Origin of the sequence: Chryseobacterium sp. UNC8MFCol, assembly GCF_000482305.1 — a bacterium.
GTDB lineage: Bacteria > Bacteroidota > Bacteroidia > Flavobacteriales > Weeksellaceae > Chryseobacterium > Chryseobacterium indologenes.
On record NZ_KI535290.1, the window covers coordinates 387,947 to 412,357 of the forward strand.

Here is a 24,411-nt window from a genome sequence, read left to right on the forward strand (position 1 = left end):
TTTTAAAAAGAAACATTAAAGCCGATTGTCACTGATTTTGCAATAGGCTGTGCATAAATATTACCATAGGTTTCCGGATCGAAATATCCTTTATGACCATTGCTGAATACAAAAAGGTTACGACCTTCCACACTTAGCCTCAAACTACTGATTCCCATAGGATTCGTAAATTCTTTTGGAAGCGTATATCCCAAACGAATACTGCTGATTCTCAGATAGCTGATCTCTTTCGCCCAGATATCAAGAAGGCCATATGCATTATTAGGGCTGTCGGTAAGCCACTTGTTCCCCATCCATCCCGGATTGTTTTCCATATTAGGACTTGTAATCGCCGGAAGTGAAGCACCAGCTTCAAAGATATCCCTGGTATAATTTCTTCCTCTGTCCAGATCCATCCCTCTGTATGAAGGTGACCTCATCACCGTCTGTTTAAAGCTGAATGCTGCAGAAACAGTTAAGTCGAAATTATGGATTTTAAAAGTGTTGATAATACCTCCTGTAAATTTCGGATCTCTGTCACCAATATAAGTGAAGAGGCCTCTCATCTCCTCAGAAGTAAGCTTCGTTCCTACGAGCTGTCCCGGAAGAAATTCCTCATATACATCATAGAGTTTAAAGAAATCTTCAATTTTCACCTTTTCATTACCTTTCCAGAACATTGGATTTCCGTTTTCGTCCATCCCAGCTGTTTTCAAAGCAAATACTGCATTTACAGGAAGGCCTTCTCTTGACGGAAGCATAGAATTTTGGCGTGGCTGCTCAGTAATAACGTTACTCTTGTTATGAGCTAAATTAATAGTGGTAGACCATTTGAAATTTTCTTTCTCTATATTTCTCGTAGATATTGCTACTTCAAAACCTTTGTTTGTAAGACTTCCCCAGTTCATCATTGTATAGTTGAATCCGGTTTCAAGGGGTGTTTCTCTCATACTGATCATATCTGTACCTTTTCTGCTGTAGACATCTGCAGTAAGGCTGATACGGTTTTTAAACAGTCCCAGATCAATTCCGAAGTTCACATTGGTTGTTTTTTCCCAACGAAGCTTGTCATTCGGAGAGGTTATTACATTAATGATTTCATGCTTTCCTCCCGGAAGAATCGTTGCTTCCCCGTATTCTCCGATAAAAAACGGCGATGTATTACGGTCAATATTTCCCTGTAAACCATAGGAAGCTCTTAATCTCAAATTAGAGATAAGAGAAACATTCTTCATAAACTCTTCCTTACTTACCAGCCATGACCCGGAAGCCGCCCAGATCGGCAGATACTTGTACTTTTTATTCATTCCGAACAAATTGGTTCCGTCGTATCTTACACTTCCGAAAAAGGTATATTTCTGGTCGTAGGTATAAGAAGCAGTCGCAAACATTGAAGCATAAGCATTCTCTACAGTAGGCATTTCACGATACGTTTCGTACTTTTTATCTCCTGCAAAATCGGAATTGGGGAATATAATCGGTGTCCCTGTTTTGGTAAGGCTATTAAAACCAAAAGCTCTGGTGACCTGAGTATTATCGATGGTTTTACGGATTTCAGTTCCGGCCATCAAATCGATCTCATGTACTGAATTAATTCTTGTGCTGTATAACCCCTGTAATTTCCAGTTATACTGAAAGAAATCATTATCCCAGTTTTGTTTTACGCCACCTGCCGGAAGGAAATAATTTGCTGTTCCGTTTTTAAAATAACGGGTTCCCTCTTTCATCTTTCTTGTAAAATAGGTATTTTCTGCGGCAAACTTCTCCGTTTTATTGGTGTCATACTGAAGTCCCAACTGTGAAACGAATTTAAGGCTCTTAGATACTTTATATTCTAAGTCTAAAATCCCTTTTAATGAGTGGTTTTTCAGGGTATAGCTGGTATTTTCTCTTTCTTCCAAGAAGTTAAAGGGAATGTAAGCATCTCTTGTTCCATCGATATCCGGATCATATTTATAGCTTCCGTCTGCATTAAAAGGTGTCAGATAAGGATTGGCATTTCTGGAATAATTAATAGGATTGGCTGCAGCATCTGCATCCGTCATGAATGATTCTTTCTCACTCTGAGTCCCAAAAATAGAGATCCCTGCACTAAATTTGTCGCTTATCTTATAATTGTTCTTTAAAGTAAGGTTATATCTTTTGAAACCTGTTCCTATCGTTGTTCCTTCTTCATCAAAATAACCTAATGAGAAATAATAATCTGAACGGTCGCTCCCTCCGGAAAGGCTTAATCCATATTGCTTGTTTATAGCATTTCTGTACAACAGTTTTCCCCAGTCGGTATTATTATTTCTTAAAGCATCAATCTGCTGGCGGGTGAATGGGTCCAGACCGGCTAAACCTCCGGCTCTGAAAGCATCAAGCTGATTGTTTTTATTCAGGATTCTCATCACTTCTCCTTTATCGGCACGATAGGTCAGATCGGCACGCTTTGCAAGCATCAGCTCAAGATCAACTTTTTCACTGGAATTCAAAAGATTAAGCTTATCAAAATCAGGACGTGATGTAATGAAAGTGTCTGCAGAAAAATTCAGTCTCATACTTCCTTTCTTTCCTTTTTTCGTGGTAATGGAAATCACCCCGTTGGCTGCTCTCGCTCCGTAAATCGCTGTTGCTGCAGCATCTTTTAAAATAGTGATATCTTCAATATCATTAGGGTTTAATCCTGCAATGGAAAAATTCTGAAGCTGGTCAATATTATCTTTGTCACTGAAATTCGGGACATCATTTCCTTCTAACGGAAGACCATCTACTACCCATAGCGGATCCTGCGGGCCGGATAAAGAAGCCGTACCACGAATTCTGATCTTGGCAGGTCCTCCTGGCGCTCCTGTTTCAGGAGTCACCACGACACCGGCGATTTGTCCGGACAACATCTGATCAACGCTGGCAACACCGGCCTGGTTGATCACATCCATTTTAACGGTAGCAACTGCTGAAGTCTGCTTACGTTTTTCAATTTTCTGATATCCTGTGATGATCACTTCCTGAATCTTATTTTTATCAGAAACCTCACCAGCCACCGGCATCAGTGATATATTATAATTTGTCTGATCTTCGTCAATCTGAATCAGCCTAGATTCATATCCAAGGTAGCTCACCAATACGGATTTCGTACCTTCAGGAACCTCCAGAGTAAATTTTCCGTTTTTATCTGTTATCGCTCCTACAGCCACACTTTCAATGATCCCGTCACGATTGGTACTGGAAGACACAGACTGGGTTTCAATTTTTATGGATGCTCCTGCAATTATTTTGGAGGTATTGCCGTCCTGGACTTTACCTGTGATGATTTTCTTTTGTTGGGCAAACGCAATATTAGCAGCCAAAAGAGGTAAAAGTATTAGAGATTTTTTCATAGCCGATTATTTATTTAAAGCCTCTTCGATTCGAATGATTAAGTCTGTGTAGTGAGCTCTTGATGAGTCATCACCTTTGTATCTGCGTGCATTCAGTAAGTTTAATACCTTCTGCAGTTCTGCCCTTTTATAAGTCGTGACTTCAGATACTCTTTTCATGGATGAATAATTGATATTTCTCAGGTTGTGATCTTCTCCATGGAAATTGCAGATGGTTGGGATCGTTAATGTCTGATCAACCTTCAATCCTTTTACCGCTGTTTTTTCGAATAATTTATTCACTGAAACAATCAGAGCATCTACATAATTCTTTTGGGCCATTTTTTCCAGGATGGTCAGACTTCCTTTTTTATTAAAAACAGCTCCTCTCACCTGATCAAATAAATTTTCAACGGTGTAGATTTCTTCTTTTGAACCGGACATTTCATGTTTCAATTCATTTTCGAGGATTCTCAATAATCTGTCGTCCACAAACAAAGAATAGATATTGGCATACTGCATTCCTCTTGCTAAAGTATACGGAGTCTGCTCGAAAGGTCCCATCGGGGAGTTCTTAACAGGATATGTCTTTTCTGTTATCGGATTAAAAAACAACCATTCCGGAAGGTTGATGGCATTTTTTATAAGATAGTCAACCGCTCTTTTCTGAGTTTCAGCCGGTACGGCTTCGTACGCCTTCTTTTTACTTCCAAAAACTGTATTGTTAAGATAAATTCCCCCTACATTCGCCATCACATGACCGGTATACAAATCCCATTGCCCGATAACTCCAAAGTAGAGTTTACCGGCATCAGTGTATTCTTTTCCATCTTCATAGCTCCATTGTAAAAGATTATTAACAACAATTTTCAGGTTTTTCAATCCATATTCACTGGCCTTCATTGCATCGTCGCCCAAGTCTTCGGACTGTGAACGAGGGTCAATCGTTTCCAGATAACTTTGTTGCTCACCATAGAAATATAATGGATCATCCTGATGTTTTTCTATTAAATTCCTAAGGGCTTTCTTTTCTGAAAACTCATCCGGATACCAACGATAGCCCCATTCGATAGCATATTTATCATAAATCCCGATTTTTGGAGTGATCGCCGTCACACCATCTTCAGGTTGTGCTACATAATTATATCGGGCATAATCCATAATAGAAGGTGCTGTACCTCCCATTTTATCGGTAAATTCTTTTGAACGTAAAGATTCGACAGGAAATGCAAAAGAGGATCCCATATTATGTTTTAATCCAAAAGTATGTCCTACTTCATGGGATGATACAAAACGAATGGCTTCTCCCATGTAGTCATCACTGAATTTATTTCCTCTCGCTTTCGGATCGATAGGTCCGATCTGAATCCTCATCCATTCCTGAAGAGAGGTCATTACATTATGCCACCAGATGATATCAGATTCTATAATTTCACCACTCCTTGGATCAACTACAGACGGTCCCATCGCATTTGATTTAGGGGAAGCAGCGTAAGTAATTACGGAATATCTTACATCATCAATATCGAAGTCTTCATCTTTTTCATCCGGCATTTTTGCAATGACAGCATTTTTAAAACCGGCCTGTTCAAAAGCTGCCTGCCAGTCATATACTCCTGCAATAATTTTCTCACGCCATTGTTTTGGAGTGGCAGGATCAATATAATAAACGATTTGTTTTTTAGGTTCTACAAGCTCTCCTCTCAGATATTTTTCTTTGTCTTCATCTTTAGGTTCAAGGTTCCATCTGGTAATGAAGAATTTCTCGTCCATCTTCTGCTGGCGGTCATTAAAAGCCCAGTGTTTTTCATTGAAAAATCCAACTCTTGCATCAGAAATCCTGGGTTTCATGGGTATCTTGGAAAGCAATACCAGGTTGGTGGTCACTCCCAATGTCACAGGCAGATCAACTCCTCCTTCATTGACTGAAGTGGTCAGCTGAGACTTTACCACAAGGTTCTGAGGGAAAGTTTTAACTCCTTCAATGTAAGAAAGACTTGACTTTACGGAACCTCCAAGCCCTACATTCGCCAATACATCATTAAAGCTCTTCTGATTACCATCGAAAACTTTATTCACTTTAATAGCTACCGACGTAGAGTCATTGCTTTGTGCTTCAATATCAAAAACTTCAATCACAGATTCTGAAAAGTTATCTTTTACAGATCTTGTAATCGCATCATTCTTAGGAGAAGATACCTTTACATCTGACGTTTTCACCCAGACTTTTTTGGCAACGTTATCACGGTGAAAAGAGATGATTTTATTTTCATAATTCATTCCCTTGTTCAGACCGGCCTCATTCACCTGCATGGGCACCTGAGACAGCTTGTTAACGACCAAAAATTGTCGTCCCATCAAACTGTCAGGAATTTCGAAATAAACATCCGTTTTAACCTGGATCGTATTAAAAAGGCCTTTTTTATAAGTTCCTTTTTTGATCAGGTCTTCAATTTTTTTGGTTTTCTTTGAGGTTGACGATTCTGTTTTATCAATTTTGTCTTTGTTGACTTTCACTGTATCTTTTTTCTGTGCTATTGCCATCGGTGAGGCCATTGCAAGTCCTAAGTACAGTGCCAGTCTGTAATTCTTCATTAAAGTAGTCCGATTCATTCCAAATAGTAAATATCTTAGTTTCAGCCGGCAAAGCTATAGGTACAATAAATAATATGGGTATTATTAGGGAGTGAGAGGTTAGTTTTCGGGAGTGAGTGGATTTTTTTAATTTCACTCCATTAATGGCAAAAAGCATATAAAATATTCACCATCTACAGAAATATTAAGAGAATTAATTTTAAAATATTCATAAATTTGATTCAAATAGTTAATCCCGAATTTTTCTCCCTGTACAATCTCTGTTTTTGGCTGCCAAGTATTCTTTACTATAATCCCGCCCTCTTCTACCGTTATGATAATCTCCAGCGGTTGATCTACGGTCGCAATATTGTGTTTTACAGCATTTTCTATAACAATCTGAAGCGATAAATAAGGGATCCGTTTTTTGAGACTTTTCTCATCCTGAATGGTCATACTGAAGATCAGCTCTTCATCAAACCTGCTTTTCAGGAGTTCCATATACTGTTGAATAAACTGAACTTCCTGAGAAACCGAAACAATATTTTCTTTAGGAGGCACGATGAGATATCTGTAAATCCGGGAAAGATTCATGGTAAACTTCCGGGCATTCTCTTTATTGATCCCAATAAGCATATACAATGAATTGAGTGAATTGAAAAGAAAATGGGGATTGATATTATTTTTAAGCTGCTGAAGCTGGTTGATCACTTCTGCTTTATGCATTTTTTCATTCTCAACCAACAACAGGTTTTTTTCAGATTGTATCTTTTCTTTTTCCCTGTATGCTATATTGGTTGATCTTTGAAACAGAATGAAGACCGTGACAATAAGAAACAAAGCTGCTACGAAAATATAAACCGTATAAGCTTTTACCTTATTGGTATTTTCATCAATGATAAAGTTGACATGGTTCACCACTGCATAACCGTCAAAATTTTCTGTCTTCAAGGGTTTTATAAAGCGGGTAACTTCTACTCCAAGATATTCTGAAACGGCTGTTTCTTCCGTATAACCTGATTTAGCTTTTGCGCAAAGCGTGTCTTTTGGTTTAATATCTGTAAAATCAAAAACACGTTCTCCAATGTATTTTTTTTCAGGATGCGTAATGCAGATGCCTTCTTTAGTAAAAACATAGGCATAGGTATTTGAACTTTTGTCAACATTGGTAAAGTATTGATGCAGATCATCTAAACTTACTGTTGATCCGTAATACAAAACATTTTTTTCAGGCAGCACAAGAGAATCATAACTTACCCAGAACATACTGTCTTTACGACTGATCAAAAGATCTTTAAAGTGTCCGGAACCATTATTCTTTATTGTAACGGATCTTTGTGCCTTTTTCCGCTCTTTGAAAAGATCAGATAAAGGATTGTTGCTTTCATACTGCCCGGTTTTGTTGTTATCATAGTAATACCAGCTGTAGGTAAGCAGATTTCTTTTTTTATTTAAATCATTTAAAACCAAAGAATAATCTCTGTAGTTTTTAAGTCCGTCTTTCTGAATCAATTCACGAAGCAGATACTGATAGTCCTCAATATTCCTGAATTCATTTTCTACCGATTCATATTTTCTAAAGAAGGTTTTTCTCGCAAAATCTTCTGTATTTTTACGATTATCCTCAGCAATCAAATGGCTTAAAACAGCAAAAGCCACGACTGCAATTAAACAGGTGGATAAAGCGGCAACGTAAATATATTTTGGGGATAAGGCGTGTTTAAAGGTAATACTCAATTTCTTCTGCATTCATATTACCATAAAAGAAAATCTGGCGATACGTACAATAAAGCCTATATTTTTACAATCTCTTTTGTGGATAATTTATTAGTTTGCAAAGATATAACAAAGATTCCTGGACCCAAAAGTGAATTATTTTTTTTCACCAATTAAACACTTTTCTTTTTCTAAAAATAAAAATACGGCTAAAAACAGACCTTTGTAATGTATCAATTTTTGATTTTTATCTATAGTTTTTTTAATAATTCTTCCGTATTCAGGATTGTTGCAAATTCGTCGCTCAGATTGGCTAACGCCATCAGATGAACTAATCCTGCATCATATTTTTCTCCATTGATTCCCACTTTATCAAAAGCAGCTGTAGCATCAGAAACTACATAGGTTTCATACCCGAAATTTCCTGCCATTCTTGTGGTAGTAGACACACAATGATTGGTTGTAATTCCTAAAATCACCACCGTATTTATCTTCTGAAGGTCTAATTTTGCTTTCAGATCAGTACCTATAAAGGCACTGTTTACTTTTTTGGTAATCATACATTCACCATTTTGAGGTAAGACATAATCATTAAATTCAAATCCTGGATGCGTTTTATGCAATTTTGAAGAAAGATTTGTAGAACTATGCCGGATGTGAAATATCGGCAAACTCAAGCTTCGCCATTTTTCAAGTATCTTTCCGCTGATTTTTTCCGCATCTTTATTATTCCTGTTTCCTCCCCAATAATCTTCATCAAGAAATCCTTTTTGAACATCAATAAGGAGCAATGCCGGGTTTTTATCTCTTAATTTCATATTTTTAAAACTTATTTGAAAAGTCTGTTCAGAAGAAAATCTTTATATTCATCATTCATGGAAGAATCAAAGAGGTCAAATACATGCAGCGCTCCGGGAATCACCCATAGTTCAGTTTTTACACCTGCTTTATATAAAAGCTGAGCATAATCGATATCTTCATCCCTTAAAGGATCAAGTTCACAGGCAACAATGGTAGTCTGCGGTAACCGGGAAAAGTTATCATAATAGGTCAGATCCGAATATCTGATACTTTTATCTTTATTCTCTTTCCCCAATATATGCAGCCACGCAGTCTGGGCATACTTTTTATTCCATAGCGGGATATCGGTAAATTCTTCCATTGAAGAGGTATTCAGCTTGTTATGAATCACCGGATATAATAAGAACTGATGTTTTATATTCTGAATGCCACGGTCTGCAGCCATTTGAGCCACTGCTGCGGCCAAGTGCCCTCCGGCACTTGCCCCGAATACAGTAATACCATCAGGATTCACTCCCAGTTGATCTTCACCATGACCAATCACCCATTGCAAAGCATCAAACCCATCCAAAACCGGCATTGGAAACCGATACTGAGGTGAGAGTCTGTAATCTACGGAGATGATGGTCGCATCTAGTTGATCTGCTATTTCAAACATTTGATGGTCCACTTGTTCTGGAAGTCCAAAAACATATCCTCCTCCATGAAAATAAAGAAGAACCCTTTCCCGGTTGAAATTTTCAGACTGATAAACATGAAGCCTGATATCATATCCATCTTCTGAGCTTGGTATAAAAATATCTTTCACAAGGATATGATCCGGTTTTTTAAAAGGATGAGCTTTCGCAAATTCTTTTCTTTCCTGCTGAATAATTTCCGGAGCATTCAAAAATAAATTTCCATCAATTTCCAATGAATAAGGAACATTTTCAATACTGTATTTCAATTCTTTGTCTATTCTATTAAAATCCATCCTATTATGAATATTTTATTGTACATCTATAATAAAGTCTCTTTTGGGCTCTATATTTCCTGTTTTTATTTGTAAATTTATTCTATCAATAGAGTGCTTTCCAAGTATACAAAAGATTGTATGGAACGAACAAAAATGTAAGTATGAGTATTAAAGAATCATCTACCAATAATGAAAATAAAAAAACACTGGAGTACAGCTGCTCAGAAATATATGCTGTCAATCTGATCAGTGGTCGCTGGATTCTCTCGATCTGTTATCATCTAAAGCAGGAGAAACTCAGATTTTTTGAGTTGAAAGATAAGATCCCCAACATTTCCGAAAGAATGCTTACCCTACAGCTGAAAAAAATGGAACAGGAAAAACTTATTATCAAGACCATATATCCAGAAGTTCCGGTAAAAGTAGAATATGAACTTACTGAAATTGGAAAAAAACTGCTTCCGGTTCTGAATCAGCTTGAAATATGGGGTAAGGAACATAAAGAGATCAAAAAAATAACGGATCATCCTAATTAAAAGACGACCCGCCTGTTTTTACAGTTTATAATTATAACCTATCTGCACTAAAAAAGGCAATCTAGGTTTAGTTTTAAAATCCTCTGACACAATATTTCCCAGTTTCACATAGACTTCCTGTCGGGAGAAAGAGTACCCTCCTTGTATTCCATAATAAAAATTGCCTCCCGTGGCCGGCTCATACCATCCGTTTTTTACTGCGGGATAGATTTCTTTATAATGTTCCGAATGTCTGAAATGAGTCACAATAGCTTTATCAAACCCTACTTCACCTCCAGCAAACCAGGTAGGTCTGTAATAACCGATCACTCCCGCCATATCTACTCCAAAATTGGAAATAGCAACATTCTTATTTTCAAACTTCCGGAATATACCCTGGATCCTTGTTGAAAACTGAACATCATGAATTTTGGCCCAGCGTACATGAGCACCTGCCTTCACCTTAAAATCATCCAACAATGTGTTCCCTGACGGAATAGACGCTTCAGCTCCTATTATTAATGGGAAAAACCTGTTGTCGAAATGGTAACCATAACCCAATCCGAAAATAACCCCATATTCTGTTCCAATATTGGCATTGAGTATATGTTTTTCTTTGGCATTCAGTGCATACCAATTTACTGTTTGTGACCTGATGGGATAGGTAACCATCATCATGATCCAAACTAATAATATATTTTTTTTCATGATATTCATTTTAAAGACTGCCAATGAGAGTAATGATTTGGGGTTTTGTATAATTATCCCAGGCATTAAGATTGCTAATAATGCCGTCATGCCCCACTCCAGGGATTTTTACTTTGGTCACATTCTTATAACTGGATGTTATTTTTTGAGCCCATGAATCCGGGTACGCTTTATTTTTTTCGCTATAGAAAAAAAGAACCGGACCATTATAGTTCTGCAGTCCTTTAGAAAAATCTATGTTATATTTATCTCCACTTTCAAAAAGAGCATCCATAATAACAGCTCCGCTCCTCCAGCTTATACTTGGATCAAAATCGCCTTCGCCTGTAATACTGTTCTTTGAGGCCAGCATAAGCATCTTATAATCTAAAATCTCATGTTGATCTTCTTTTCCAGAAATAAACTGATCCAGATAGGTTGCATCATTAAGGATTTCGTTCCATATTTTAAATGATCTGGATTCTTTTACATAATGAGTAACGTCATTCCAAACCAGACCTCCAGGCTCACAAAGAATAAGCCCCTGGATATCATTAGGATATTTCCCTGCATAGCCCGACGCCAACATTGCACCCCAAGAATGCCCCAAAAGCACCACTTTTTGTTCAGGTTTTTTACGATAATAAGCAATAACAGCATGCAGTTCGTCATACATCAGCTCCATAACTTCTGCCCCTAAAGACAGATAAGACTGTCTAGAAAATCGTTGAGAAAGTCCAGATCCTCTTTGATCATAAAACACAACCCTGTATCCATTATTTATAAGGTTTTTACAATTAAAGAGATAACGGTAGTCTCCACCTGGTCCTCCATGAAGTGGAATGACAATTGTTCCGTCTTCAGGACCAAAAGCTTCGGAATGAAGTTTAGCCCCGTTGATGGAGATGAAAGGAAGAGAAGTATCCTGATCTACGGTTTTTGGAACCAGATTTCCCGGTTCATCAATAGCCCTCCCATCTGTACATGAAAGTAACATGATAAGTGACGTTAAAACTGCCAATGCGGAATTCTTTTTTATAAAAGCAATCATACTTTTGGGTTTAAAAGTTATGATGCAAAGATTCAGCATTTTCCAAAGCTGGTCGCCCCATCAGGAAAGTTGGAACATCACAACACAAAAACACAAACGATTGATTAAATGAACGTTATGAGAAATGAAACGTTTACCCTGAGCGATGGAACTCAGGATTCAGACTTTCTGGTACTCACTCGGAGTGACGCCGGTATATTTTTTAAAATTTCGGTTGAAAGATGTTTTGGAATTAAAACCACAGTCTAATGCAATAGAAAGTAAAGTATATTGTTTGCTTTCAGGCTGTGAAATTCTCTGTAAAAATTCTTCAATTCTTTTTTGATTAATCAGTTCATAAAAATTTTTATTTTCGACGGAATTGATAACCTGAGATAAAGAATTCGGATGAACTTCCAACAATGTGGCAAGTTCATTCAGCGTAAGATTAGGATTGATAAACGGTTTCTCTTCATCCAATACCTTTTGAAGCCTTACATGGATGTCTTCAATACTTTTTTCTGTAAGTCCTGATTTCTGGTACTTCTTTTCAATAGGTAAAAAATCTTTTCCTTCAACTTCAGAAACCGTATTTATTTCATTTTCAGCAAGTAAAAAGACCAATGCCGGCTGGTTGAAGACCTGCACCTGTTTGATTCCAAAGTATCCCAGCCATAGGATAAATACAGCAACAGCTCCGTAAATAATATCTGTATTTGAAAAAAGGACCAGTCCCCAGATCAGCGTGATCCATAGAATAAGATACAGCAACCAGTTAAAGTTGATCTTTTCCGTATTGGAAAACTGCTGAACCATTTTGTTCCGAAATAGGTATAAAGTCCGGAATGAAAGAATCACATAGGCTACTCCTGAAATATAAATAAAATAAAGTCTCAGCAGCATTTCGGTTTCAAATCCGCTTCCTTTATGTTTAAAAATTTCCACCCTTTCCTCAAAAGGAGCTGCATAAAAGGAAAGAAACATACAATTACAGATCAGAAAAGGAATAAAATGCAGCAGATATTTCCACGAAAAAGGCTCAGGAGATGTTTGTTTTTTAACATATATATATAAAAAGGGACCGTATAAAACCGGTAATATAAATCCAAGAAAAATAAATGACGGGTATTTGATATACTGGCCGGTAAGAAGCATATAGTGACCTGCCAGATTCAGACCAATCGCTGCCAGCCATGTAGCAAGAATAAGATCAGCAGTATTTCTATTTCTTTTTGTCATTAAAAGAAAAGCCAGAAATAAAGCGAGAAAAACGCCGGACAAGTAAAGCATAACGCTCTAATATTTTGTTAGTTGCATCAATAAAAGCACTGACTGTTACAAAAATAAACATAATTTTAAAGCAAAAATCAATCGCAAATTAATTTCTGTAATAATACAACGAAATAATGATAAGAGGTAAAATTATACCCCTACAAGAAGATGAAATGACTTCTCTTCAGAGCGTCACTAAGTCTTAAAAATAGTTAATATACGCATCCGAACGGTAGATTCAGCATTTTATATTTCTAAAATTAATTATCTTCGCTCACAAATCAAATTTGAAATGAAGAAGATCATCTCCGGGATATCTATTTTTTGTGCTGTGATTATTTCTGCCCAGGAAGCTATCCAATTTCAGGAACTGCCATTTAAGGATATTCTTGCAAAGGCTAAAAAGGAAAAAAAATTGGTTTTTGTAGATGCCTATGCTTCATGGTGTGGCCCATGTAAAATGATGGAGCACAACGTATTTACCAAAAAATCTGTCGGAGACTATTACAACGCCAATTTCATCAATGCAAGATTTGATATGGAAAAAGGAGAAGGAAGGGAAATTGCAGCTAAATTTGGAGTTCGCTCTTATCCCACCTATCTTTTCCTCAATGGTGAAGGGGAGCTTGTTTCGCGAAATACCGGATACATGGAGGAGAGTCTTTTTGTGGCGATGGCTCAGGATATCAACTCACCAGGTAATAAAAAAGGATCTCTTAAAGATAAATTTGCCAGTGGTGAAAAAGATCCTGATTTCCTGATCAATATTATGAAGCTTAATTCCAGCTCTGATTATGAATTTGCCAAAAAGGCCTCTGAGAGATATTTTGATAATAAAAAGAAAACTGAGGAACTTTCCAAAGAAGAAATTGGTTTTTTATTGTATTTCCTAAAGTCTACAGAAGATTCCAATTATGCAACTTTCGTATCCAGAAAGGCTGATATCACCAAGTACCTCCCGGAAGAAACCTATAAAGAATTTGATGCTCAATTAAAATTATCTAAAATAGTAGAACAGGCTATTGATGATAAGAATAAAAGGATCAACGATGATTACTTCATGAAGATCGCCGAGCCTTTAGTAGGGAAAGAGGCGGCACATGCAAAACTCAATCAGACCAAACTTAGCTATTATGAAGTAAATGCTAATTTTCCTGAGTATGAAAAAGCAGCGCTGGATTATTATAAAAACCCGGACACTTTTGAACCCAATGAACTTCTGAGAGCCGCATGGGTATTTGCTGATCATGTGAAGACTCCGGCCTCCCTAAAAAAAGCAACAGAATGGGCTGAAAAATCTGTCATGAGGGGAGAAACTTCCGAAAACACTTATATTCTTGCTAAACTTTACTTCCTGACAGGAAATAAGGAAGTGGCAAAAAATTATGCAGAAATGTCTAAAAACATAGCCGTTCAGGCCAACAAAGATTCGAAACTGGCAGAAGAATTACTTACGCAAATAAAATAACACTCAGAATGAAATATAAATTATTGACAGCTGCGCTGGCTGTCTTATCGATAGGAACGATTAATGCTCAGGAACAACAAGAACAGGATAAAAGTTTATACATTAAAGGAAATGCTCTATTCATTCCGATAGGTATTTTAAATGCAGGCATCGAAAAGCAGATAAGTCCTAAATATACAATTCAGGGAGATGTATTTATTTCACCATGGAAATCGTTTGCAGGGCACAAATTGCAATTTTATTCTGCCTCAATTGAGGGAAGATATTATTTTAAAGAAGCATTTAAACATTGGTATATAGGAGCAAATCTTGGTGTTGCAGCCTATAATGCACAAAAATGGAATTATTGGAAGGATGATATATACACAAATGATAATGGAGAACAATTCATAACTTCCAATCTATATCAAAAGGGGTTTTCAATAATGCTGGGAGTAACTGGCGGCTACCAATTCCAACTATCAGACCGATGGAATCTTGACGTTTATGCTACTGTTGGATCATCTCAAGGTTTTTATAAAGGATATGATCGTACAACAGGCCAGCGTTACGACCAACCTAGCGGATTGAACAGAAGTGGAGAAATTATTCCTTACAGAGGAGGTGTAATGATTTCATACAAACTAAAATAACATTATGAAACCTTTCGGAAAAAATCATATTATTATCTCCGTGATCACTTTTGTGATCCTTTTTTTAATGAATTATCTGGGAAATGATCTTCCGGATAAATTACAAAGAGCTTTACTGACTGCGTTTGCAGGTGTTGTAGGCTTGACGATAGGGTTGTTTATCTTAAACAAGGGCAAGAATGATAAAAATCCGCCCCATAATTTTGATTAATTAATCTTCATAAGTCACATATTTGACCCTGATCTTTTCAAAACTTTCCAGGTCAGCTTTCCATGATGCTTTAATTTCCGGAATTGATCTGCCAGCAATAATTTGTTTTCTGAGCTCATCAGTTCCGGAAAGTGTATCGAACCACAGATTTTTTAAAAAGAAATCCTGTTGGGAATTTTTGTAATTCCTATATGCTTTAAGCACCCACTCAAGATTAAGCTCTCTCAAATCTTTTGGATAATTTGAAAGGTTTTCGCCATAGCATAATTTCCCGTTGAGGAAAGGATCTTTTGCCCCATAACTTGGCTTGGGTGTAAACTGGTAAGGTAAATTGACTGTCCACGGAGAACCATAAATCTGAAAAGGAAGCTCCGTACCTCTTCCGACAGAAACCTGAGTTCCTTCAAAAAAGCATAAACTCGGATATAAATTGATAGCTTTATCATTCGGTAAATTGGGAGAAGGCTTATCTAAAATAGGATAACGCTGCTTTTTATGATAATTCTTCATCGGGATAAGGGTATATTTTGCCTGAACTCCATTTTTTAACCACTTTTCACCATTGACCATTTTTCCATATTCTCCAATAGTCAGTCCATACACTACAGGCACTTCATGCATCCCTACGAAACTGGCCCATTTCTTTTTCAAAACCGGCCCGTCTGTATAGCCGTCATGTGGATTGGGTCGATCCAGAACCATAATCTCTACTTTATTTTCAGCGCCAGCTTCCATCAAATAACTTAAAGTTGAAATATAAGTATAGAATCTTACCCCTACATCCTGAATATCAAAAACGACAATATCAATACCTTTCAACTGCTCTGCTGTCGGCTTTTTATTATTTCCATATAAAGAAACGATAGGAATTCCCGTTTTGATATCTACTCCGTTTTTCACTTTTGCGCCTGCGTCTGCATTTCCTCTGAAACCATGTTCCGGAGCAAAAATAGATTTAATGTTAATATTATTCTGTACTAAAAAATCTACCAGGTGTGTTCTGTCACTCATCAATCCAGTTTGATTCGTTACAATTCCCACCGTTTTATTTTTCAGCAGAGGCAAATACACTTCAGGTTGGTCTGCACCGGTTTTAAAATCCCGTTGAACTTGAGTCTGAGAATAATATTGACTGAATACTCCTAAAAAAATTAGGCAAATAAGAAGTAAATTTTTAATTTTGAAATCTAAATTCATAAGCTTGAAGTTTCCTTTATATTTCTCTAGAAAAATAGCATTTTCCAAAGATAACAAAAATAACCTTTCAAGGGTTATCATCTTCATTGGCAGGCTCTCCGTGGCACTCGGGATCATTGTCTCCCTTATCACAGTAGCTACCGGTTTTGGCTCCAAAAAAGCAATTAAAGAGAGACTTGCAGATTTTAGCGGACATATCACGGTACGATCAACCCGTTCCAACTCCTCATACAATACCTCAGTATTGGATAATCAAGGCCTTAATCTTGCAAAAATAAAAGAACTTAAGGATGTAGAAAGTGTACAGAAATATGTGACCGTTACAGGTATTATGCGTAACGAGCACAACTTTTCCGGAATTATTTTTAAAGGAATAGGAAAAGATTTTGACAGTTTACGATTCAAAAAATTTCTGATTGCCGGTACTACACCTAAAGTAACAGAAGAAGGCTTTAACAATAATGTAACAATCTCTCAGAAAATAGCAAACGATCTTCATCTTAAGTTGAATGACAGTATTGTAACTGTATTCTTAAAAGCTGACCAGAAACCCCTTTACCGTAAATTCAGAATTATTGGAATTTATAAAACGGATATTAAACTGATCGACGAACAGTTTGTAATAGGGGGAATCAACCACGCAAGAAAAATTCAGGACATGAAGAATGATGAAATTGGTGGAATTGATATTTTCCTGAAAAATGTAAATGATATCGACAAAGATTTCCCGGAAATTGAAAAATTGATCGGGTATAAAAACTATGCTGAAAAAGCAACTGAAAAATTCCCCCAGATTACAGACTGGATTAGTATTTTCGATACCAATATTGCTTTGATCATCATTATCATGCTTATTGTAGTGGTTATCAATATCATCATGGTACTTCTGATCCTTATCATCGAAAGAACCAATTCCATTGGTCTTCTTAAAACATTGGGGGCCAGCAATTCCCAAATCAGGGCAACCTTTATCAATTATACTCTTATCATTATGATTCCGGGTCTTTTATATGGAAACGGTATTGGTCTCGGCCTTATTTTGATTCAAAAATTCTTTGGTATTATAAAACTTAATCCGGAAAATTACTACGTCAGTACTGTTCCTGTAGATCTTAATCCTGTCGCGATTATTTCTATTTCAGTAGGAATTCTGATCATTTCAGGACTCGCTTTAATCATTCCGAGCTACCTGATCAGTAAAATTTCTCCGGTTAAAGCAATTAAGTATAACTAATACAATAATTAATAATTAATAATTGATAATTGATAATTGATAATGAAAGCTAAGCATTATATCAATTGTCTCCGACTTTATCTGGTGCAGCGGTAATTTTAAAAGCCTTATCTTTGCATCGCTTATAAAACATTTATGAAATACGCAAAAAATATTCTTGAAACGATAGGTAATACTCCACTTGTACAACTTAACAAAGTATTGGGTGAAGACTTTCCAGCCTTAGTTTTAGCAAAAGTAGAAACATTCAATCCCGGGAATTCGGTAAAGGACAGAATGGCTCTTAAAATGATAGAAGATGCCGAAAAAGACGGCAGATTAAAACCTGGAGGAACCATTATAGAAGGAACTTCCGGTAATACAGGAATGGGGCTGGCCCTTGCTGCCATTATCAAAGGTTATAAATGTATCTTTGTAACCAATTCTAAACAGTCAAAAGAAAAGTGCGATATCCTTCGCGCTGTGGGAGCAGAGGTGATTGTTTGCCCTACCGATGTAAAGCCAACCGATCCTCGTTCTTATTATTCAGTATCCAAAAGGCTGGCAAAAGAAACGGAAAACGGATGGTACGTAAACCAATATGATAACTTGTCTAACAGAGCAGCTCATTACGAATCTACTGCTCCTGAAATCTGGGAACAAACGGAAGGAAAACTGACTCATTTTGTGGTAGGAGCCGGTACGGGAGGTACTATTACAGGATGCGGAACTTTTTTCAAGGAAAAAAATAAAGATATTAAGGTAATCGGAGTTGACACCTATGGTTCTATCCTTAAGGAGTTTCATGAAACAGGTGAATTACACTACGACCATGCTTATACTTACATCACAGAAGGAATTGGTGAAGACATTATTCCAGAAAACTATGATATGTCTGTTATTGACCATTTTGAAAAAGTAACGGACAAAGACGGAGCTATCTATGCCAGAAAGCTGGCTAAAGAAGAAGGAATCTTCTGTGGATATTCTGCGGGAAGTGCCATTGCTTCTTTGGTTCAGATGAAAGACCAATTTACAAAAGATGATGTCATCGTGGTTTTATTGCATGACCACGGATCAAGATATGTAGGTAAAATCTACAATGACGAATGGATGAAGGAAATGGGCTGGTTAGAATAATAAAAGTTCATTGATACATACAAAAACGGAGCAAAATTTTGCTCCGTTTTCTATTTCCTGATACGATCTTTCAGTATTTTTTTCAGGAGATCGTAGTCTTTTCCGCTCATTGATTTTTTGGGAAACATATAACTATATTTTCCTTCAAGAGAAATGAATTCGTCATTAGCATCACAATATTCAAAGTCAGTCCACTCACTGGTTTCTTTTTCACCGTCGATATTGACTGTGAAGAAGTTCCGATCAAACCTTATTTCATAGATTTTACAATTCTCAAGCATACTCAGGTACTGATTTACCTGTTTTTTCCATCTCGAAACTTTATTAACACCTACTGACAAAAAAATAGCACAAAGCAGGAATATAAAACTTAAAAAGTATAAAATTCCTACACTGTCATCATTTAGATATCCTTTTAAAAGGAAAGCAATAAACAAAACAGCTGCAGCAATAAGGGTTGTTATCGTCTTGGATCTTGTAGCAGGTGAGAAAAGTAAACTCCCCTGATTTCCGCTAAAATAAATCTCTTCAAAATTCTTCCTGTCAGGTTTTAATGTAATAACCTTTTCCTCATTCATAAAAAAGTAATTTGCTTTAAAAACCTACAAAGCTAAACTAAATATCTTCATATTGATCCTTTATTGCAGAAAGTTTATTCATCAGCTCTCTGTTTCTTTTATTCAATGCGTCCAGTTTTTTCAGCATATTATGAATAACTTCCAATCCCGGAAGATTTATTTCAAGGTCATAATGCCAGTTGGCAAACTTTTCAAGGTCAGGTAAGTCTTCGTACATCAAGTAATGAACTTCGTTTTCTACCTGCACATGTAGCAGCCCATACTCTACAAGGTCATCAAAAAAAGTGATTTCTATATTGTATATTTTTACGAGTTCTTCGCGTGATATTCTTTCACTCATAGCCTAGGAGTTTTTTAGTTGTTCAAAAAGTTCTTTCTGCTTATCTGTAAGATTCGTTGGCAATTTTACTTCATAGGTTACAAAAAGATCACCATACTCTCCCTCTTTTTTGTATACAGGAAAACCTTTTCCTTTCAATCTTACCGTAACTCCGTTTTGGGTTTCCGGTTTTACTTTGAGATTTACAGTGCTATCTAAAGTATTCACTTTTACATCACCACCTAAAACAGCAGTATATAAATCAATAGGTACTTTAGTTTTTAAATCATCACCAATTCTTTCAAAGTCCGGATCCACGGGAATATTAAAGGTAATATACAAATCTCCGCTAGGGCCTCCGTTTACTCCCGGATTTCCATGACCTTTCAATTTGATCTGTTGCCCGTCATATACTCCTGCCGGAATAGTAATTCTTACTTTCCTTCCGTTGATTTCGAAAGTCTGCGGATGTGTTTTTGCGGCATCTCTTAAATTAAGGTTCAACTCAGCCTGTATATCCTGCCCTTTGAACTTCCCGGAAGCCCTTCCTCTTGAGTTTCTTCCAAAACCTCCTGTGCTGCCGCCAAACATATCCTGGAAGAAATCAGAGAAATCTTCGCCTTCGCCAAAATCAGCACCGGAGAATCCTCCGCCATAATTCTGATGCTGGCGTTGATACTGTCTTTGCTGCTGCTGGGCTTTTTCATACTCTTCACCATGTTTCCAGTTTTCTCCATATTTATCGTATTTGGCACGATTTTCAGGATTACTGAGGACTTCATTAGCTTCGTTCAGCTCTTTAAATTTTTTTTCTGATTCTTTATCATCAGGATTGAGATCAGGATGCAGTTTTCTAGCCAGCTTACGGTAGGCTTTTTTGATGTCATCCTGTGTTGCGCTTTTATCTACGCCTAAAATTTTATAGTAATCTATATAAGCCATAGAAACGATATTTACTCAAATTTATGAATTTTATCTTTGAAACCCACACTCGAAAAAGCTTAAAAACAAAAAAAGTAAAGACTGGCAGGACATGTTGTGAACAATTATCTATGGATAATATTAAGTAGTACCTCGTATTTATCATGAGGTAGCCTGTCATGAGATGGTCCCCTTATGTGTATGTATTCATTTTACTGTACATCCCCTGTTTTGCCATCTATATTTATAGATACAAACAAGGAATTTATAGAAAAATAATCCATTTTTAATTATTAAAACAATAAGAACTACTTTAGTATTTCACAATTATGATAAAACATATTTGAAATTACTAAATTCGATTTCTTCATACCCATATAAAAAAACTTATCTTTGATAAAAACCACCGCATGAGAGAGGTACTAAAAAATTACTCAGGAATCATCTTTTTATTATTAGGAATTACTATTGGAAGTATTATCGGAATTGTAACCCCTGATTTTGTGGAATATATAAAGCCTGTCGGAGATATATTTCTTAATCTCCTATTTGTAAGTGTGGTCCCACTCGTATTTTTTGCAGTATCCAATTCTATCGCATCTCTTGAGCAACAATCTGAATTTGGAAGAATTATTCTTGTAATGGCCCTTACCTTTTTGTTTTTCATTTTGACAGCGGCCGTTTTTACGATCGGTGCGGTCTACCTTTTTCCTGTTTCAGGAATTTCGGGAAGTTCGCAGGTAGTCACAGAGACAGCCAGTGACGAAAGCTGGGGAAACAGAATTGTCAGTTTTTTCACGGTAGGAGAATTTACGGCTCTTTTTTCAAGGCAAAATATGCTGGCGCTACTTATTTTTGCTTTCATGACAGGTTTTGCAGCCAGGAAAACGGGAGAAGCAGGACAGCCTTTCAGAGTTTTTATTGCTTCGGGGTATGAGGTAATGAAGGAATTGCTCTTACTGGTTATGAAGCTTGCCCCTATCGGTTTGGGTGCTTATTTTGCATTTCAGGTTGCTACTCTGGGGCCACAGCTTTTTGGATTTTATGCTAAACCTTTGGGGCTGTATTATATTGCAGGTATCATCTATTTTCTTGTTTTCTTTTCACTTTATGCGTTTATGGCGCAAGGCCAGAATGGAGTTAAAAACTTTTGGAAGAATGCGATCTATCCTACCCTGACAGCAATCAGTACATGCAGCAGTTTTGCTACCATGCCTGCCAATTTACAGGCGGCTTCCAAAATTGGAATTCCCAATCCTATTGCCAATCTTGTGATCCCGATCGGTACCACGTTGCATAAAAACGGGTCTTCTATGTCGTCAATTATTAAAATCTACGTTGCTTTTCTTATTATCGGAAAGGATTTTTTTGATCCTGCCAACTTACTTTTAGCTTTAGGGATTACTGTATTTGTCAGTATTGTAGCAGGCGGAATCCCGAACGGCGGATATATTGGAGAAATGTTGATGATCTCTGTATATAAATTACCACAGGAAGCTATCCCGGCGGTAATGATTATCGGGACCCTGGTTGATCCTCTGGCCACTGTTCTGAATTCTGTGGGCGATATTGTCGCTGCAATGTTTGTGAACCGGTTTGTGAAGGTGTAAAAAATTTTATTCACTGCGTTGTACAGGTTCAAGGTTTTCATATTCTTCCGGGGTGAAAAGCCTGTAGAGCACTTTAAAGGTTTTACCGAGTGGGGTTTCCAATGAAAAGCCGCCGGGACCAAATCCATCGGTGACGTCAAGTGTAAAATGGGAATATTTCCAGTATTCAAAAAGATCACGGTCTATCCAGAATTCGTGGTTATTGATGGTTCCGATCATCGCATCATTCATTCGCGGAAAAAAACCACCTTTTTCAAAACATTGCGGCTGTATTCCTTCACAGCAACCTCCTGCCTGATAAAACATCAGGGGCCCATACTTGTCTTCAAGGGTATGTATTACTTCAAGGGCCTTTTCAGTAACGGAAAGTCTTGATATTTTTGTTTCCATTTTCTTTATTTTTAAAGTAATGTACAGAATGCTTGGGGGTTTCTACTCAAAAGGTCCGGCAAAATAAATTTTGCCGAACCTGAGCATTTGATTCTGTTTAATGTGAGTATCTGATTACATTATGGTAAGCCATATACTTTAGTATTTTTAGTCTTCCAACAGTTTGAAGGAATACCGCTTTCTGCGTGAGGGATAGTAAGGGCGGCGAGGAACGAGCCGGTACGCAATGTAATGAAGTACCGGAACGAAGTGCAGCCCTGCATAGCCCGACCGTTTGCCCGGGACAAGGCCAGGGCAATCGGGCACGCCCTACATTAATATTAAAAGAAACCTAACTTATTTTTGTTGTAGGAGATCAACATATTCTTGGTCTGACGATAATGATCCAGCATCATTTTATGATTCTCTCTACCGATTCCGGATTGCTTATAGCCTCCGAAAGGGGCACCTGCCGGATATGAATGGTATTGGTTTACCCAAACTCTTCCTGCCTGGATCTGACGCGGAATATTGTACAACTGATGGGCATCCCGGGTCCATACTCCAGCTCCTAATCCGTAAATGGTATCGTTGGCAATTTTTATTGCTTCCTCTTCGTCTTTAAAGGTGGTAAATGCCAGCACAGGACCGAAGATTTCTTCCTGAAAGATTCTCATTCTGTTGTTTCCTTTGAAAATAGTCGGCTGAATATAAAACCCATCCTCCAGATCTTCTCCGAGATTGTTGACATCTCCTCCTACAAGAACTTCTGCTCCTTCGTCTTTTCCTAACTGGATGTAGGAAAGTATTTTATCTTTTTGAATCTGTGAAGCCTGAGCGCCCATCATAACTGTTTTATCAAGCGGATTCCCAACTTTGATCGCATTGACTCTTTCAATTACTCTATCGATGAAGGCATCTGCAATACCTTCCTGAACCAACAGTCTTGAAGGACATGTACAAATCTCACCCTGATTCAACGCAAATAAGACAGCTCCTTCAATAGCTTTATCGAGAAATTCATCATCTGCATCCATCACTGAGTTGAAGAAAACATTGGGCGATTTGCCACCAAGCTCCAGGGTTACGGGAATAATATTTTCTGTGGCATATTGCATGACCAGACGTCCTGTTGCTGTAGAGCCCGTAAATGCGGCTTTTGCCACTTTCGGGTTGGTTACCAGGGCTCTTCCCAGTTCTGCTCCGAAACCATTGACAATATTTATCACACCTGCCGGCAACAGATCACCAATCAACTCCATCAGCACCATGATGGAAACGGGAGTACTTTCTGCCGGTTTCAAGACAACACAGTTTCCTGCAGCCAAAGCCGGGGCTAATTTCCAGACAGCCATCAGTATGGGAAAATTCCATGGAATGATTTGTGCAATTACTCCAAGCGGTTCGTGTACGATAAGAGACACGGTATCCTTGTCCAGTTCGTTATGAGATCCTTCTTCTGCACGGATCACAGAGGCAAAATACCTGAAATGATCAATCGCCAAAGGCATATCTGCAGCTAAGGTTTCTCTTACTGCTTTTCCGTTATCAATCGTTTCTACGGTAGCGAGATATTCTAAGTTTTGCTCAATACGATCTGCAATTTTATTGAGGATAATGCTTCTTTCTGTAGAGGAAGTATTTTTCCAGGTCTGAAATGCTTTTTCTGCAGCGTCCACCGCCAGTTCCAGATCTTCTTTAGATGAGTGTGCTACCTGAGTAAAAGTTTTACCGTCAACGGGAGAAACTACATCAAAATACTGCCCTTTAACGGGTGGTGTAAATTTTCCGTCAATATAATTATCATATCTGCTTTTAAATTCAGGACGCTGTAAGAGCGTCGCGGATCTAGGTTCTGTAAGGGTGCTCATATTAAGATTTTT

General features: G+C 37.4%; 21 protein-coding genes. 7 read left to right on the forward strand and 14 right to left on the reverse strand.

The window, feature by feature from the left end:
- Positions 1-2: 2 nt before the first annotated feature.
- The 5 genes from M030_RS0116095 to M030_RS0116115 form a co-directional block, all read right to left on the reverse strand.
- Positions 3-3,341, reverse strand: a complete 3,339-nt coding sequence (locus tag M030_RS0116095; RefSeq protein ID WP_027374435.1) for a SusC/RagA family TonB-linked outer membrane protein — start codon at positions 3,339-3,341, stop codon at positions 3-5.
- A 6-nt stretch (positions 3,342-3,347) separates the two neighbouring features.
- Positions 3,348-5,933, reverse strand: coding sequence for a zinc-dependent metalloprotease (locus M030_RS0116100; protein WP_027374436.1), 2,586 nt, complete (start codon positions 5,931-5,933; stop codon positions 3,348-3,350).
- 114 nt (positions 5,934-6,047) lie between these two features.
- Positions 6,048-7,643 carry a histidine kinase gene (locus tag M030_RS0116105; RefSeq protein WP_034722744.1) on the reverse strand — a complete coding sequence of 532 codons (1,596 nt, stop codon included), beginning with the start codon at positions 7,641-7,643 and terminating at the stop codon, positions 6,048-6,050.
- A gap of 218 nt (positions 7,644-7,861) precedes the next feature.
- Complete coding sequence (locus M030_RS0116110; RefSeq protein ID WP_027374438.1) at positions 7,862-8,428, reverse strand: cysteine hydrolase family protein; 567 nt, start codon at positions 8,426-8,428, stop codon at positions 7,862-7,864.
- A gap of 11 nt (positions 8,429-8,439) precedes the next feature.
- Positions 8,440-9,384: an alpha/beta hydrolase gene (locus M030_RS0116115; RefSeq protein WP_027374439.1), complete on the reverse strand. Its 945-nt coding sequence runs from the start codon at positions 9,382-9,384 to the stop codon at positions 8,440-8,442.
- Positions 9,385-9,527: 143 nt separating this feature from the next.
- On the opposite strand from M030_RS0116115, the gene M030_RS0116120 reads away from it, so the two are divergent.
- Entirely contained in the window at positions 9,528-9,902 is a 375-nt protein-coding gene (locus tag M030_RS0116120; protein ID WP_034722746.1) for a winged helix-turn-helix transcriptional regulator, read from the forward strand.
- Positions 9,903-9,920: 18 nt separating this feature from the next.
- Here M030_RS0116120 and M030_RS0116125 read toward each other — a convergent pair whose 3' ends face one another.
- The 3 genes from M030_RS0116125 to M030_RS0116135 form a co-directional block, all read right to left on the reverse strand.
- Entirely contained in the window at positions 9,921-10,589 is a 669-nt protein-coding gene (locus M030_RS0116125) for a hypothetical protein (RefSeq protein ID WP_027374441.1), read from the reverse strand.
- Positions 10,590-10,599: 10 nt separating this feature from the next.
- Positions 10,600-11,619, reverse strand: a complete 1,020-nt coding sequence (locus tag M030_RS0116130) for an alpha/beta hydrolase (protein WP_051585119.1) — start codon at positions 11,617-11,619, stop codon at positions 10,600-10,602.
- 159 nt (positions 11,620-11,778) lie between these two features.
- Positions 11,779-12,888 (reverse strand): helix-turn-helix domain-containing protein, encoded by a 1,110-nt coding sequence (locus M030_RS0116135; protein ID WP_027374443.1) that lies wholly within the window; start codon positions 12,886-12,888, stop codon positions 11,779-11,781.
- A 274-nt stretch (positions 12,889-13,162) separates the two neighbouring features.
- On the opposite strand from M030_RS0116135, the gene M030_RS0116140 reads away from it, so the two are divergent.
- The 3 genes from M030_RS0116140 to M030_RS0116150 are packed head-to-tail and all read left to right on the forward strand — an operon-like array spanning position 13,163 to position 15,181.
- Complete coding sequence (locus M030_RS0116140; protein ID WP_027374444.1) at positions 13,163-14,338, forward strand: thioredoxin family protein; 1,176 nt, start codon at positions 13,163-13,165, stop codon at positions 14,336-14,338.
- Between the two features lie 8 nt (positions 14,339-14,346).
- Positions 14,347-14,970, forward strand: a complete 624-nt coding sequence (locus tag M030_RS0116145; RefSeq protein ID WP_027374445.1) for a DUF3575 domain-containing protein — start codon at positions 14,347-14,349, stop codon at positions 14,968-14,970.
- A 4-nt stretch (positions 14,971-14,974) separates the two neighbouring features.
- Complete coding sequence (locus M030_RS0116150) at positions 14,975-15,181, forward strand: hypothetical protein (protein ID WP_027374446.1); 207 nt, start codon at positions 14,975-14,977, stop codon at positions 15,179-15,181.
- On the opposite strand, the gene M030_RS0116155 is transcribed toward M030_RS0116150, so the two are convergent.
- The gene (locus tag M030_RS0116155) at positions 15,182-16,378 is read right to left on the reverse strand and encodes an exo-beta-N-acetylmuramidase NamZ domain-containing protein (protein ID WP_027374447.1); all 1,197 of its coding nucleotides are present in this window, start codon (positions 16,376-16,378) and stop codon (positions 15,182-15,184) included. It abuts the gene before it with no gap.
- Between the two features lie 4 nt (positions 16,379-16,382).
- Between M030_RS0116155 and M030_RS0116160 the strand changes: the two genes are divergently transcribed.
- Together M030_RS0116160 and M030_RS0116165 are read left to right on the forward strand one after the other, a co-directional pair.
- Entirely contained in the window at positions 16,383-17,612 is a 1,230-nt protein-coding gene (locus M030_RS0116160) for an ABC transporter permease (protein ID WP_027374448.1), read from the forward strand.
- Positions 17,613-17,747: 135 nt separating this feature from the next.
- Positions 17,748-18,731, forward strand: a complete 984-nt coding sequence (locus tag M030_RS0116165) for a PLP-dependent cysteine synthase family protein (protein WP_027374449.1) — start codon at positions 17,748-17,750, stop codon at positions 18,729-18,731.
- Positions 18,732-18,781: 50 nt separating this feature from the next.
- Here M030_RS0116165 and M030_RS0116170 read toward each other — a convergent pair whose 3' ends face one another.
- The 3 genes from M030_RS0116170 to M030_RS0116180 are packed head-to-tail and all read right to left on the reverse strand — an operon-like array spanning position 18,782 to position 20,570.
- Positions 18,782-19,309, reverse strand: a complete 528-nt coding sequence (locus tag M030_RS0116170) for a YcxB family protein (protein WP_027374450.1) — start codon at positions 19,307-19,309, stop codon at positions 18,782-18,784.
- A 37-nt stretch (positions 19,310-19,346) separates the two neighbouring features.
- The gene (locus tag M030_RS0116175) at positions 19,347-19,649 is read right to left on the reverse strand and encodes a chaperone modulator CbpM (protein WP_027374451.1); all 303 of its coding nucleotides are present in this window, start codon (positions 19,647-19,649) and stop codon (positions 19,347-19,349) included.
- A gap of 3 nt (positions 19,650-19,652) precedes the next feature.
- The gene (locus tag M030_RS0116180) at positions 19,653-20,570 is read right to left on the reverse strand and encodes a DnaJ C-terminal domain-containing protein (protein WP_027374452.1); all 918 of its coding nucleotides are present in this window, start codon (positions 20,568-20,570) and stop codon (positions 19,653-19,655) included.
- Positions 20,571-20,959: 389 nt separating this feature from the next.
- On the opposite strand from M030_RS0116180, the gene M030_RS0116185 reads away from it, so the two are divergent.
- Positions 20,960-22,159, forward strand: coding sequence for a dicarboxylate/amino acid:cation symporter (locus tag M030_RS0116185; protein ID WP_027374453.1), 1,200 nt, complete (start codon positions 20,960-20,962; stop codon positions 22,157-22,159).
- Positions 22,160-22,165: 6 nt separating this feature from the next.
- Here the strand turns inward: M030_RS0116185 and M030_RS0116190 are convergent, their stop codons facing one another.
- The gene (locus M030_RS0116190) at positions 22,166-22,549 is read right to left on the reverse strand and encodes a DUF779 domain-containing protein (protein ID WP_027374454.1); all 384 of its coding nucleotides are present in this window, start codon (positions 22,547-22,549) and stop codon (positions 22,166-22,168) included.
- Between the two features lie 320 nt (positions 22,550-22,869).
- Complete coding sequence (locus tag M030_RS0116195; RefSeq protein WP_027374455.1) at positions 22,870-24,399, reverse strand: aldehyde dehydrogenase family protein; 1,530 nt, start codon at positions 24,397-24,399, stop codon at positions 22,870-22,872.
- Positions 24,400-24,411 lie beyond the last annotated feature (12 nt).